This is a genomic window from Lachnospira pectinoschiza (assembly GCF_020564355.1).
GTDB lineage: Bacteria > Bacillota > Clostridia > Lachnospirales > Lachnospiraceae > Lachnospira > Lachnospira intestinalis.
This window is the reverse complement of the sequence record NZ_JAJCRR010000001.1, coordinates 111,900-127,590: the sequence shown is the minus strand read 5'-3', so window position 1 is coordinate 127,590 and position 15,691 is coordinate 111,900. Positions and strand designations below refer to the sequence as shown.

General features: G+C 43.1%; 8 protein-coding genes. All 8 read right to left on the bottom strand.

Annotation, left to right across the window (positions count from 1 at the left end; translation table 11 throughout):
* Positions 1 to 11: 11 nt before the first annotated feature.
* A complete protein-coding gene (locus LI288_RS00675; RefSeq protein ID WP_022432982.1) occupies positions 12 to 347 on the bottom strand; it encodes a cupin domain-containing protein in 336 nt (111 codons plus the stop codon).
* 192 nt (positions 348 to 539) lie between these two features.
* The gene (locus LI288_RS00670; protein ID WP_022432983.1) at positions 540 to 1,676 is read right to left on the bottom strand and encodes a glycoside hydrolase family 88/105 protein; all 1,137 of its coding nucleotides are present in this window, start codon (positions 1,674 to 1,676) and stop codon (positions 540 to 542) included.
* A 103-nt stretch (positions 1,677 to 1,779) separates the two neighbouring features.
* The gene (gene isdE / locus LI288_RS00665) at positions 1,780 to 2,694 is read right to left on the bottom strand and encodes a heme ABC transporter substrate-binding protein IsdE (RefSeq protein WP_227089111.1); all 915 of its coding nucleotides are present in this window, start codon (positions 2,692 to 2,694) and stop codon (positions 1,780 to 1,782) included.
* A 12-nt stretch (positions 2,695 to 2,706) separates the two neighbouring features.
* A complete protein-coding gene (locus LI288_RS00660; RefSeq protein ID WP_227089110.1) occupies positions 2,707 to 3,741 on the bottom strand; it encodes a heme-binding Shp domain-containing protein in 1,035 nt (344 codons plus the stop codon).
* 89 nt (positions 3,742 to 3,830) lie between these two features.
* Positions 3,831 to 10,814 (bottom strand): FMN-binding protein, encoded by a 6,984-nt coding sequence (locus LI288_RS00655; protein WP_227089109.1) that lies wholly within the window; start codon positions 10,812 to 10,814, stop codon positions 3,831 to 3,833.
* 501 nt (positions 10,815 to 11,315) lie between these two features.
* Positions 11,316 to 12,323, bottom strand: coding sequence for a hypothetical protein (locus LI288_RS00650; protein ID WP_227089108.1), 1,008 nt, complete (start codon positions 12,321 to 12,323; stop codon positions 11,316 to 11,318).
* Between the two features lie 445 nt (positions 12,324 to 12,768).
* Positions 12,769 to 14,457, bottom strand: a complete 1,689-nt coding sequence (locus LI288_RS00645; protein ID WP_227089107.1) for a CvpA family protein — start codon at positions 14,455 to 14,457, stop codon at positions 12,769 to 12,771.
* A gap of 22 nt (positions 14,458 to 14,479) precedes the next feature.
* A complete protein-coding gene (gene coaBC / locus LI288_RS00640; RefSeq protein WP_227089106.1) occupies positions 14,480 to 15,691 on the bottom strand; it encodes a bifunctional phosphopantothenoylcysteine decarboxylase/phosphopantothenate--cysteine ligase CoaBC in 1,212 nt (403 codons plus the stop codon).

Sequence of the window (15,691 nt, the reverse complement as noted above, 5' to 3'; positions counted from 1 at the left end):
AGCAGTCCGCATCAGACTGCACTGTGAAACCAAAATACCTTGACAGGCTGACAGCCCGGTTTTGTCTTAATCGTATGCGGCACACCCGGAAGTGCAATAAATGAATCACCTGCTTCAATTGGAAACTCCAGATCACCAAGTCTGGCATAGCCCTCACCCTCAAGCACATAAAAGCCCTCCTGGTCTTCATGCACGCCCGGATGCGCACTAAACTCATAGCCGGCATAAACCGTTGTCCCGGAAGTACAACCGCCAAGGCAGCCGTTTTCTGCCGTCAAAAAGCGCTGTGTCCGTGCATCCTTCCCTTGTGTTTCTTCTACTTCTTTTTTCGTAATATACGGTTTCATCTTAATCCTCGTTTCTGAGCGACTTTGTTGCGAAGCGGCGATGAGAAATTCGCGCAGGCGATTTCTCATCCGCTATCATAGATGTTTGCTTTCGCTCCAAAGCAAACATTCGCGAGCCAAATGTCAGATTTGGCTCTGCGGCATGAAAAAACAAGGAAGCCTGCTTTTGTCAGACTCCCTCGTATCTTTTTACTAATTTTTCTTGTAACGTAATAATTCTGTATAGGCAAGTAAAAATGGTCCGACACCCTTTGCATCATCTTCTACAACCGGTTCTGACATATAATAATCATATGTACCCGGACGATTGTCTTTACCGCCAAGTCCGGCAACCAGACAAATACCACCAAGTGACATTTCTCCGTTCTTTTCTTTTAAATAGCGCTTGCAAATACCGTCAATGGCTTTCTCACCGTATGCACGGTAGCTTTCAGGCAGGAAGCCAAGACGTACACCCTTTAACAGGGAATATGCCATGATAGAACTTCCGCTTGTTTCAAGATAGTTGCGTTCCATGCCGCCGAAGTTGACAACCTGATACCACATACCGCTTTCGTCCTGATAACGGATCATCGCATTCATTAAATCTACATATGCATCCTGTAACATCCTGCACTCTTTGTCATACTTGTGGTCAGAGTTGTCCACCTTATCAAGTGTATCTAACAGTGCCATAGAGTACCAGCCGATTGCTCTCAGCCAGATATTCTGTGAAAGACCTGTGACCTTGTCACACCAGAACATCTGCTTTGATGTGTCGATTGCATGATAGTACAGACCGTTGAGCGGATTTTTCATGTTTTCAATAACGAATTTAAACTGTGAGAAAATATCATCATAATTCTTTCGGTCGTTAAATCTTGTTTCATACTCCATGTAAAACGGCTGTCCCATATACATTCCGTCCAGCCATACCTGATTCGGATAAATATCCTTGTGCCAGAAGTTGCCGGATTCACAGCGAGGCATAATAGCAATCTGAGAATATACAAGGTCGATTGCCTTTCTATATTTTTCTTTTCCGGTGATATCATATAATTCAAATAAAGTCTTGCCGGCATTGACATTGTCAATATTCTTTTCACCAATGCTGTATCCGTCAATTGTTCCGTCTTCTGCTACACGATAATCAATGAAATCGTCTGCAAACTTTAAATATTTCTCGTCCTTTGAAATGGCATACATCTCAAGTACGGCTTTAATCATACAACCGTCAATGTAATTCCACTTAGACTTTAAGCCCTGCTTGAGCTTTTCAATATTCCACATCGGCGCTTCCGGCGTGCTTTTTTCCAACAATTCATCAATATACTTTACTATAATATCCACGGCTTTTCTCCTTATTAAATATGTACTGTGTCTTTATTATTGTACACTACAAAAAAAAGATAAGCAACCGATTATTTTTTATTTTATGAAAAACTACAGAATTTTAGTTGTTATACAACATCGGCTGTAATGCTTCGAGTGCCTGCTGATATGAAAAATTTGCACTCATGCCGAACAGGGACGAATCCAGATCGTACACCCTGCCGTTTTGTACTGCCGCAAAATGCTTCCAGATGTCGTTTTTTTCAAATTCATCGGCAAACATCTGCTGTACCTGCTCGGGCATTGCATGGGATGCCCGTAAAATCACATCGGGTTCTTTCGTTTTGATATCCTCTGTGTTAGCACTTAAAAATTCTTCATCAGTACCCGCGTATACATTCTGTCCGCCTGCCATTTCCACAAGGCTGCCGACATAGCTGTTTTCGGTTGCCACGATATAAGACCCCGGCAGTCCCATCAGAATCAGAACCTTCGGGGCTTCTTTTCCTGCATTTTTATTTTTGTATTCCTGCATAAATGTGTTAAATTCGTCCACCATTGCCTGTGCCTGCTGCTGCCTGTTAAATTTTTCACCGAGGTCTGCAATCGAAGCATACATGCCGGATACACTTTTTAAATTTAAAAACAGGGATTTCACCTGGATTGACGCATATTTCGGCTGTAAATCGCTTTGCAGGCTGTTCGGGGACAGCACATAATCCGGCGATAAGGATTTTAAAATCTCCATATCCGGCGACATTGCCGTTCCAACCTGCGTAACATCCTTATACCGCTCTGGCAGTGTACCGGAGGTCCGGCATACGCCCACTAAATCTAATTCCAGTTTGTCACAAATCTGTGCAGCTGCCGGTGACGTTGCCACAAGACGCACACTGTCTGCCTGTGATTGTCCCTCTGTGGAATCCGGGTGCTGGTCTACACAGGCTGTCAGCGGAAGCGATGCCGTAAGAACAGCAACGCCCGCTAACAGCATACAAAGTCCTTTTTGAACAGTCTTTTTTACCTGTCGTTTCATTTGTCTGCTCCTTTAGTTTTTCTTTTTACGATACATAAGCATGTACCATGCCGCACCTGTCACAACAATGGCAATTACAACACCCATTCCGATAAAAATGCCGGTGCTGCTGTTTTTTTTGCTCTCCTGCGCTTCTGCATTGACCTGTTTCCCTGCCGCATCATATTCCTGAATTCCGGCATTTTTCGTCTGTGTGTTTTCTGCGGTCTTTGCCTGTACGGCATTTGCTTCTGCTGATGTAGTCTGTCCGGCTTCTGTCGTACTTTCTGCACTTTCACCTTCTGCCTGCTCTATGCTCTGTGTTCCGGCATTTTCCTGACTGCCGTCTGTTCCGGCTGACGCACCGGTTTCACCCGATAAGCTGCCCGTGCCTGATGCGGTATTTTCAGCCTGCGCACTTACACCGCGCTCTCCTGAACTGCTTTCTCCCGGGTTGCTTTCTTCACTGCCACCCTCTGCGCTGTCCGGACCGGCACTGCCGCCCTTTTCTTCAACGGTCACACTGGTAATAAAGTCGCCTGCGCCTTCACTCAGTCCCGAAAATGTAATATAGTAAATAATATCACGTCCCATGGCAGTTACATACATATTCACACGTACAACCGAATTTTCACTGTTGACGCGGAATCTGTAATCCGCGGTATTGCTTGAGTAATCCTCCTGCATTAACGTTGCGGATACCGGACTTCCATCTACCTGAAACTGCGGATTTTCGATATTGTCCATTAACTGCATACGGATTGTGGCATAAGTGTTTCCCGCCGGGTCTGCTTCGATAAGTGCCCTGCCGTAAGTCGCGCTCTCTGTCATGGACTGTCCCAGAACCGCCGAACCTTCCCCGCCGGAATCTTCAATCGCACCGGTGGACGGATTACGATAGCTTGGATTTGCACCGGCAAGATAAATGCCGTTTTCTGCTCCATATACCGGATTACTGTTTTGTGAAAATACTGCCGCCGCCGATAAAATGCCCACGGTGACTGCCGTCAATACTGCCGCTGCATGCTTTGCAAGCCGCTGAATCTGCATTTTAAATTTCTGTTCCATGTCTGTACTCCTGCTTTCATTTTTATATGTGACAAACAGGCACCCGCCCCTTTTCGGAACGGATGCCGTTGTTTTGTCTTTTTTACAGCTTAGTCTTCTTTTTCTTCCGGTCTTTTCTTTCTTTTAAAGATTGCAAGACCTGCGGCACTTAAGGAAGCAAAGAATGCTGCTGCCCACATGCCCATTGCGGAAGAATCCGCTGTCTTTACGCCGCTGTTGCTGTTGTCTGCCGTATTGGCTGAGCCGCCTGCCGTATTTGAATTACCGCCTGCTGCCGAACCGTTGTCGGTTGTGCCTGCATTGCCGCTGTTATTATTACCACTGTTGTTACCATTGTTATCAATGTTGTTATTATTTTTATTGCCGTTATCTGTTGATGCCTTTTCAACAAGTGCGTAATAACTGAAGCCCTTTGTTGTCACAACATAATAGCCGTTTTCCACACTGCCCTTAATGAGGGTCTTTGAACCGTCATCATTGATACGGTATAAAACAACGTTGTCTGCATTCATGCCTGCCGGAATGAGATACTTCACAACAACACTGCCGTCTGGCTCAACTTCCTGTCCGTCCTTTTCAAAATGAACTTCATACAGTTCAAAGCTGCTGCCGACATCTACAAGTGCATTTGCCGCCTTTGTATATTCTGTTCCTGCACTGACCTTTGTTACCTTTAACTCAGAGCCTACCGGAAGGACACCTTCTGCGGCTGATACATGAACGCCTGTCTTTTCATCCGTCACATCAACTGCCGGTGACTTTTCTTCTGTCTGGTCTTCTGCCGGTACAAGAGAAGTATCGCTTGTTGCTGTCAGTGCTGACCAGTCGAATCTTAATCTCGCACTCATCATGGTGTCGCCCATTGGTGTATCCGGTACTTTAAAGCTTACATCTGCATAAGTAATATCTGCAACGGAAGGCTGTGCACCTTCAGGAAGTTCAAATGTTACCAGTCTGATTGCATCGACTTCATTTCCTGCGGAAGTTGTAATCTTTTCTGTCTTGTCGATTGTAACGGTTACGCCCTCTACCTCAAATGCCGTAACGGCGCTGTAGATTGATGTTACGGTTACCGGATTCATGGCAATCTGAACTTTTACAACCTTGCCATCCTTTACGGTGATTAAAGCACTGCTGTTCTTTTCAAATGCCGCATTACCCATAGAAGCCTTATCGGATACCGCATTCCACAATGCAATCGGTACATAGTAGTTACCGTCAGCAATTTTATTGTCAGAAGGGTCCGGTGTCGGAGTTGGTGTCGGTTCCGGATCCGGTGTCGGGTCAGGAGTCGGAGTCGGTTCCGGTGTCGGGGCTGGGTCCGGTGTTGGTGCCGGGTCCGGTTCTGCTGTCTTTACCGCATTTGCATAATCCAGTGCCAGATAAGCATCCGGGCTGTAATTCATCGCATCGACAAACATGTTGACATAAACACCGTCATAGCTGTTGTCCGGCAGTGTAAATGTAATCTGTGTCACTCTGCCTTCTTCGTTTGTTGTGTACTGTGCATCTACAGTCTTACCATCTGCTGACGTTCCCTGATAAATCTTCCAGTTGCTTGCGTAAGCTGTCAGTCCCGCAAAGGATACGGACTGTAAATCTACGGTTACAGCTGCTGTTCCGTCTGCCGCAACAGTCATCTGTGCACTCTTAATGCAGCCTGCCGCCATAGAATCCTGTGAAACATTTCCGGCATTCTTTAAGCTTGCAGGGATTGAATAAGTACCTGCTGTCAGAGTGGTCTTTGCTGAACCGAAAGTTGTTTCCTTTGTTGTATCATCGGACTTATTATTATCAGATGATGTCTTTGTTAAGCTGTCCCAGTAAACCTTTACGAAGCAGTCTGCGCTGAAACGTCCCTGCTTGAAGTCAATGCCTGAAACGAAGCCGTTTAAATTCTTCATTGCCGGTACATAGATATCTGCATTGGTGTTGTAGATTGCCGCAAAATCACCTTCTAACGGGAAGGAAACCTTTGTTACAACCTTTTCATCTTCACCGAATACATCATCGCTGTACTGAATGTCATTCATTTCGACCGCAGCTTCCTTTAAGCTCTTAGAAGTATCATTGCCTTCATAGTAGCCGTTGAAGCCATAGATATATAACGGTTCTTTTGACGTTCCGTTAATAATGTCTGTTACGAGTGTCATGTTGCCATCTTTGTCAACAACAATCTTTGCCTTTGTCTTGTCATTTTCCACAAGACTGTGCTTTACTTTGTCTGTGTAGTATGCAATGTCTACGCTGTATTCGCCTTCTGCAAGCTTTTCTGTCGGAAGGTTAATGACTTCTTCTTCCTGCTTTAATTCGAGTGCATTTAAAATCGCATCGCGGATTGCATTGGATGAATACGTTGCGCCTGAAACCGCATCAACACCTGTGATTTCCTTTACATCGGTTGCGGACTTATTGATGTAGCTGCCCTTTAAGCCGTTGACTGCCTTTTCAAGCATCATCTTATTGGTTTCAGCATAAGTTCCCGCAAAATTTGCACCTGTTACTTCAATGTCTGTGATAACATCATCTGTAACTGTTACATTGACAGTAACATCATATTCACCGAACTGTGAAATATGGGCTGTACCTGTCTTTACAACCGGTGTGTTGTCTTCATTTTTTGCTGTCAGCTTTAACTTTAAGTTCGTATCCTTTGACATACCGTCGATAAAGCCTGTCAGATAAATTTCATTGTTGTCTGTCAGGTCGAAATAGTCCGGTACATCTACAACTGCCTTACCCGGATATACGAGTGCATTTTCAAGGTCTGTTGTTGTGGACGTTGCGCTAAATTCTGTTCCGTCTGTTGTGTAGTATACATATCCTCTGCTGTCTGTTACTTCTACAGGTGTCTTATCATATGCCACGCTGTCTGCTTCGGAATTAATCTTGTCTGTATACCAGTTGCTGTAAATTGCTGACTTTAAGCCGCTTGTATCATTCTTTGAGATTGCCTTAAATGCATTTTCCATGCTGTCTGCATTGTATACACGAAGGCTTCCCATATGTCCGTGTAAGCCGAATACGATTGTTTCGCCTAAGTCAAATACGAGCTGTCTGCTTCCGTCTGCCTTTGTTACCAGTGTTGCACTCTTGATTGCATCAATGTTTGCAGGCGGTGTCTTTGTGGCACCCGGTTCGCACGCTGTATAAACAGATACATCTAATGCCTGTGTTGTTTCTTCGCCCTGGTCTGTATCACCGACTTTTTCAATCGTTGAGAAGTCCATACGGAACAATACTTCTGAAATGTAAGCCATTTCTGTAATGTATGTTGTAAATAACACGTTCTGGTTTGCATAATCCGCATCGTTTTTAATGTAATTGATACCGGAGAATGTCAGGTTAAACGGTGCTACCTTACTGCTTGTTGATGAAGCAAGCTTATCCAATGTAACGGATTCTACATTTTCACTGTTATAGAAGCCGCCGACCTGCTTACTTCCCTGCATAACCTTTGTAAAGTAGAAATCGCCTGTGTTTTCTGTCTTTACGTTGGTTGACGGATTAATCTTACCGGTCTTTGTAACGGTTGGTGAAATGGTGTATACCTTTGTATAGTTTTCATACTTTTCGGCATAATCGCTGGATTCTACAACGCCTGCATCATCTGCGCCCTTAATCTTTCCGTTGTCGTTGGCATCCGGTGTCGGTGTGGACTTAATCCAGAGTTCACCGCCGCCTGCGTATCCAATCGGGCTTTTTACACCCGGCATTTCATAATCGTCTACGGTTACATTGCCTTCTGCATCAACGCTTACGGTAATGTCTGTGTACTGTTCTTCATAGCCCATTGCACCTTCGATTTTGTCGGTGTCAATGTAATAGGTACTGCCGAATACTGCCTGCATTTTATATGTACCCTCTTTTAAAGAACCGTCTTCGTTGTAATAGCTGCTGACATCCTTGAAGTTTGCCATAACTGTTACAGCTTCTTCCGGCATGGTAAATGTATACTCATGGGCATTTGTTCCGTTAATTGCCTCTGTTGTTGTGGCTTCAACCGTCTTGCCGCTTGCCGTTGTCACGGTTACGCTGTCCATTGTGTAATACTTTAAGCGGTCCGGTGTTACGGTAACGGTTACGGTTTCGCCTGATTTTGCCTTATCGGAAGACTTTGTTTCAGCCGTTAATACGCTGACTGTACCTTCGCCGTTGGTTTCTGCCGTAATTGCATAAGAGTCTTGTGCATACTCTGTGCTTACGGTTACTGCGGACTTCGGCATTGTAAAGCTGTAGCTTCCGTCACCGTTGTCTGTTACGTCAACTTTCTTTCCGTCTGCTGTTTCTACGGAAATGCTCTTTACTTTGCAGAATGACTTCGGTGCTGTGTATACAGTTACCTTACTGCCTTCTGCGGCTTCTTCGTCAACTGTTGTTTCGCCGTATTCACTGCCTGTTACGTTTGAAGTGATTGCATATTTCTGTGAAACAACCGTTTCTTCGGCTGCCTTTAATACCGGTCTGCCTGTTGTCTTGTCTGTTTCCCACTTGCAATACTTGTTATCCTCTGTCTGGTTCTCATCAACCCAGCTGTTTAAGTATGTAACCAGTGCAATCCTGCCGACCTTGTTGGTTGTGCTGTCAACAGACATTAAGTTGTCATTTTCATAACCCTCGGCTGTTACCGGTGTGATGTATGTAAAGTTCTGATTAAGAGAATCCAGATTCTCTCCTGTAACAGTCTTTGCAATTCCGTAAATTTGTGCATTTTCAGGGAAATTATTTAATGTTGTACCTGTGTAGCAGTTTGCAGTCTTATCTTTTGCCTGTAAAGTAGCGTCCACACCGTAATAAGATACATTTGCCGGATTTGCATTTTCACCCATGGTAATCTCTGAAATATCATAGCTGTTGACTGCTCTGTCTGAAAGTCCATAATATGAATAATATCCGGTTAAATTTACATTTTCCAGTGTTGTCTTGCCGGTTACCGCACTGTTTACAATTTGTGTTGCACTATTTGTAATAGGGTAATGCAATACCGTACCGCCTGTCGCACCGTCAATGGTCACATTCATATTGTTTACGACCTTGTTGTAAGAACCGCCGCCATAAGCAATACCGCCTAAATAGCAGAATGTGCCTGCAACGGTATGGACTTTTTGTGTTCCTTCAAATGTCAGGTCGTTGATAGTGACATCTGTGAAACTGCCTATCTGTGCGATAAATGCACTTGAATATACCCATGAACTTGATGTTGTTCCTGTCATGCCTTCTACATTCAGTCCCTTAATGGTATGTCCGTTTCCGTTAAAGGTTACTGTATTATTGTAATTTGTATATGTCATCGGCACCCATGTATATGCGCTCATATCAATATCTTTTACAATATTAATGGTTTTATCCGTAAGTGCGCTTGGATTATCACGCATTAATTTACCGACAGCCGCAAGGTCTGCCGCATCGGATACAATCAGTGTGCTTGATGTTGCCGCATATACATCTGTATCATAACGTCCTTCTTCAAACCAGTTGTCCGGTGCAATTACCGATACTGTCACTGCGCCTGCCGGCATTGTAAAGCTCGTTGCAGAGTTTCTTATATATTCGACACTGCCGTCTTCCTTAATCACTTTGATAAATAAAACCTTTTTTGCTTCGTCTGTCAAAGTAATTGTGACATTCTCACCTTCTCTTGCCTCTGTTTTATCCAGTGCAATATAAGACTTTGCTTCATCTGCAACGGTAACAGCCTTTAATTCTTTCTGTGTAATTGCAGAACTGTCAAAGCTTGTTGTGACACCCTTTTCAGGCATTGTGAATGTAAATTTTGCAGAAGATGTTGTGTTTCCTGCATCTGCTGTTACGGTTACTTCGTTGCCGTCTGCGTCTGTTACCTTTGGCAGTGTTGTACCGTCATAGTAATATCCGTCTGCTGTATTTGTGGAAAGCAGTAATGTTACGGTATCGCCTTCTGCCGCAAGTTCACCGTTTGATACGGTAAAATCGGCACCTTCAATATTTGCAGACTGGTTTGTAATGTTATACGCATCTGTTTCAACGAAGTCTACTCTTAAAGTAACGGCTACCGGGAATTTCTTTGCTACGGTATATGTTGCTTTTCCGCTTGCAAGTGATGATAATTCTCCCGGCTTTACTGTTGTATTTCCCTGTGTACCGGTTACGGTTACTGTATGCTTATAATACTTGCCGTCGATAATGCTGTCTGCTACAACATTCATATTACCACTCATCATCTGTCGGCTGCTGTAACTTACATGGCTTGCAAATTTACTGTCGTCATTGGTTTCTAATGTAATTGCACAATAACGATTACTCTTTTCTGTGATTGTAACCTTTTTCTCCGGCATTACAAAGGTGTATACCTGTACAATCTTATTTTCGTCTTCATCAATCACTGTACTTTCAAGTGTTGTATCAATACCGGTTCCGTCTTCATCTGCAACAGTCGGCACATAATTTCTTGTTGAACTGTCACTTGTTGATGTAATCTTTACGGTTTCACCCGGCTTTGCACCATACTTATCTACACTTAAATATTCACCTGTTGATTTTATCTCATACTGTCCTTCTTCCAGAACCGGTGCAAACTGCACATATATCATAAATGTTCCTACTGAGCCGTAAGCATATGCATCGTCAGGAATTGTGCATGTATACTGGTTATCTTTGCCGTCTACCTTTGTAATCTTTAAGTCCGGTGTTGTAAAGCTTGCTGACATGTACATAACAGAATCTAATGCCCAGCCGTCCTCCGGTACAGCTTCAAATGTAATTGTGCTGTCTTTTTCAGCCGTGTATACTTTTTCACCGTCATCACCGGTGCTTTCTGTCACACCTGAGATTAATTTGATACTTCCCTTTCCGTATGAAACACCCGGTGTAACTGTGTAGGTTACTTTTTCTGTACTTTCTGCATCTGCTGTTACGAGATTTTCCTCTGACGGTGCGGCTGTTTCAAAGCCGTCCGCTTCTGTGGTCTGTGCCTGCTGTACTGCCTGTGCAAATGTCTGCTCCGGGCTTGCCGCCAATACATTGTACGGCATACTGCTCATTGTCATTGCGACTGCTAATGAAGCAGATAATAACTTAAAGCTGGTCTTTCTCATTTTTCTTTCCTTTCTGCTTTGTCCCTGTTTACTTGTTTCTATCGTGCCCTGTTGATTTTACGAATGTACTAATGTTTTTGTTTTATTTTTTGTCTTGTTTTTTGTTTTATGGCATAGTTTCGTTTTGGTAACTTCCATTAGTCTTATCTAACCGTGGCACTTAAAAAAATAGGCTTCAAAGCCTATCTTTCGTTTGCAGTGGCAGTGTACCACAGACATTTGTTTTTGGCAAGCAGACATTTTTGTTGCAAACCTGCAACAAACAACGGTATTTTTTACCTGTTTTCTTTAACAATCCCTTTGATTTCCTGCTTTCCCAATTTGTTGCGCAAGTGCAACAAAAAAGTCTTATTGATAAATTTTATTGTTTAAAATGAGATTTTTCCAGACTGTTTTTGCAAAATCCCTACTTTGATACTAGGAAAATAGAGATTTAAGAGTTGGGCGGCTTTTTTGTTTCAGATAAGCCGCCTGTTACTTTGATAAAATGCTTTATTTTTCCTATTCATCTTCACGCTCGACTGCCTGCGACAACTTTTGCACCGTTTCTTCCGGCAGTTCCGTCAGGTCTGCCACATATGCAACGCTGTTCCCTGCCTGCAATAATTTTGCGGCTAACTGTATTTTGGCTTTTTTCATTCCAGTGATTTCGCCTTCGGCACGTCCTTCATCACGCCCCTCGCGGCGTCCACAGGCTTCTCCCTCCAGATATCCTTCGGCACGACCGCGGTTTAATATATCCTTTGCTTCATACTCTAATACTTTTCCACCCATACTCTCTCCAACTCCTTTCCTGACCTTTTCATATTTTGCCGCCAGATGTTTTATTACTGTATCTGACATTTCAAGAATTGTAACCTTTTCGTATTCGTTTAAATCACCGTTCTTACGGTCTTCTTCCAGACGGTTTACTATTGCTGTATATTCCTCTTCCAGCTTCGCTAATTTTTCGCTGTTTTCTTCCAGTTCTTTAAAACTCTTTTCATAAACAAAAATATGAAACGGTATCAGAAAGTACAGCTTTTTCTCAAAGATTTCTTCTACTGTATACTGTCTGACTTTTAATACCGGAACAGCATACGATACTTCCCCGCCCGGTGTGCGTATCATTACCGTCATCACCTCCGGCGTATTTTTCGTATGGCGCAGGGCTACGATTGCGGAATCAGGAAAATGAACTACCAGTGCACCCGCTGTAACTTCTCTGTTTTCCAGTGCAAGCTGTGTATCATACTCAAACATACGTACTATCATGCTTCCGTCTTCCGTGCTCTGGCACTCAACATGATAACGCTTTCTTTCTCTACCGAGGATTTCAAAGCTGGAATCCGTAATGCGCTCCTGTTCACTGCCGTCCGGCAGCTTTATAAAGTGCTCGTTTTGAAGCAGATGTATTGTTTCTTTTCCGGTGTAACTTGTGTGAAACAGTTCATTTACAACCGGTATAATCAGTGCCGTACAATCCGTTAACAGGGTACGGAACACATCATCGTAAGGTGTATTTACCATGCTTTCTTCCTTTCTTTTATTATAATAGACTACTTGAACTGCCGGCAAGGATTTTCATGAATTTTCTAAATCTTTTTGGATTTTAAGGGATATTAAACAGATGAACCCATAAAAATGTCAATAGAAAATACTACTTGGGATAAACTATCCGTTCTAATCAAAATTTCATCCCTAAAACGCAGATAAAACCTTAATCAAAATTTCAAGTTTTAGAAATCAACCGTTGTTTGCGGTTTTATTTTTAGAATATATTCTATTAGAAGAATATCACAATTCTATTCAGATTGCAATTATTATTATAAATTTTGTTTAATTATTTAAAATATGTGTTATTTATTCTTTATATACTACTCCTTAATTCTAAGTTGTTTTAAAAAAGTGCCTTTTATACACACTCTCCTGTATACAAAAGACACTTTTCCACTATTTTTTTGATTTTTCCTCTTTACTGCACGGTCTGCTGTGCGGCTTCCACCTTCGTCACTTCATTTAATGACTCGTTTTCATGATATGAAAATGTAACAGTATCGCCTGTATTGTACCGTACAATATCCGCATTATCCGATAACGGCACATCAAAGATACGCGACTGACCCTCTAAGAGTATATAAAAATGCGAATTGCCGTCCAATACCGTCTGCACCATTTTATCGATTCTACCGGTTATCTGCCTGCTTTCCTTTTTCATTTCTGATTCAGCTTCATCTACAATGCCGCTGTCTACCATCAGCTGACGGTAATTTTTCTCACACTCATTGACTGAATCGCCGATTGCCACCGTCTGATATTTTTCAATATTAAGCATGGCATAAGATTTTACCAGTCCCGAGCTGTCCTTTAATGCCATAAAATATGTCGGCTGTCCGCCCACATTAATAAGCAGTGGAAATGTCGCCTTGTATCCTAAATGCTGGACCTTTCCCTCTGCCGAAGACATCGCCGAATTTTCCTCTGCACCGGAAATCACATAATAGCGCGTTTCCATTGTCCGCTGGTTCATCAGCACAAAGCCCACATTGGATTTATCCTGTCCGACTGAGGTAATTCCTGTATACACCCACACATCATCGTCCAGTGCAATATAATTATAGCCGTCTGTCGTTACCAGACAATCCTTCTGGCTTAACACACTGTTAAAATAACCGTGCTTTAACGTACCGTGGTAATCATACAGCGAAATAAGCATATCTGCCGAATACACACGGTCTACCCACTGCGGAACATCTTCCACGGCATAATCCGTCATTTCCCCGGTGACTGCATTACAAAGCACCACCCTGCCAATCGTCACACCGCCAAACAGTCCGATATTATATTTTTTCACCGGACAAATCCAATAAGGTGTACCGCTCTCATCAATTTCAAAGCTGATGTCATCAAACATATAGGTCGGATACGCAAACCTCAGATGTCTGTAAATGTTTCTGCCAAAATGGTCGCTCATCGAATAACGGATTTTCTGCTCCAGACGCACGCACTCCGCTTCCTGTGTCGTCATATCAATACGGATATACGCAGGAATTCCATCACTGTGATTGGTAAACCATTTAATCAGGCTGCCGTACTGAAGCGGTGTCACACGCACCGGCTTATTCTGATAGTTAATCTGTGTATACATATCGCTGACTTCAAACTGGGAAACCATATCCACCATTGTTCCCATAACACGGTTGCCTATGGTCGTTGCCGAATCTTTATCCAGCACCGGAATCTGGTCATAGGACACCTCATGAATATCATCGGTAAAGCTTCTGGTTTCCACATTTAACAGTTTCTGGTAAGCCGAAGCATTGACAATTTCAGATGACAGCAGTCCGCCTATTAGAAAAATAACAACCAGTGCCGCTGTAAGTACCGCACATAAATAGAAAAAACGTTCTGCCTTTTTGCTCTTAAATTCAGGCTTTGACTGCTTCCACTGTCTGCCTGCCCATTCCTTGTAGTATTCTGTCATTGTCATACTGCAAAGCCCGACAACACCCGTAAATACCGCCGCCAGCACAATGACAAATATCCAGAAGCCCGGTGCATGGATATTGATTGGCGGAAGCACCACATAATAATAGGCAAATGCAACCAGCAGCACTGCCGCCACTGATAACATCCCTGTAAGTAATTTTGCTTTTTTGCTCATAAATTCCTCTTTTCCTGATATTTTATTTTTCGTCTGTTCTCCGTGCTTTCATATTCTTTATAATCGCATCAAAAATACAGCCTGCCACTTCAAATTTACTCATTTTCGGAAATTCCGTACAATCCGTCTTTGTAATCATCGTAATCACGTTTGTATCCGTTCCAAATCCTGCACCGTCTACTTTCAGATTGTTGGCAATCACCATATCCAGATTTTTCTTTTCCAGCTTCTTTCTGGAATTTTCCAGTACATTCTGTGTTTCCATTGAAAATCCGCACAAAAACGGTTTGTTTTCCATCGCTCCGAGCGTTCCGATAATATCCTTTGTCCGCTCCAAGGCAATGCTCATCTCTCCGTCGCTTTTCTTGATTTTTTCATCACTGACTGATGCCGGCCTGTAATCCGCAACTGCTGCCGCTTTTACAATAATGTCTGATTCCTTTGCCGCCTCTGTAACCGCTTCATACATATCCTGTGCCGATGTAATATGCACCATTTTAACAAACGGCACGTCAGGAAGGTTGGTCGGACCTGCAATCAGTGTCACCTCTGCCCCGCGCAGCATCGCATTTTTCGCCAGCGCATATCCCATTTTTCCTGTTGAATGGTTGGAAATGTAGCGCACCGGGTCAATCGCTTCCTGTGTCGGACCTGCGGTAATGCACACGCGGTATCCTTTCATATCCTTTGTCAGGGCAATATCGCGTAAAATGTATTCAAGCAGTTCAGACGGCTCCGGCATTTTTCCCGCACCTGTATCACCGCACGCAAGATACCCGCTTGCCGGTTCTAACACTTCGATGCCAAACCTTTTTAACTTTGCAATATTATCCTGTAGAATCGGATTGTAATACATGTTGGTATTCATTGCCGGAACGACAATTTTTTTGCATGTACACGCCATAAATGTCGTTGTCAGCATATCATCTGCAATTCCCGATGCCAGCTTGCCAATCACGTTGGCACTCGCCGGTGCAATCATCACAATATCCGCCTTTTTTGCAAGGGATACATGCTCTACCTGAAACTGGAAATTTCTGTCAAATGTATCGACAACACATTTATTACCGGTTAAAGATTCAAATGTAATCGGATTGATAAAATTGGTCGCATTCTGTGTCATCATGACATCTACATTACATTCCAGCTTTTTTAAGCTGCTGGCAAGTGTCGCAATTTTATACGCTGCAATACTGCCGGTTACGCCAAGCAGTACGTTTTTCCCTTTTAACAT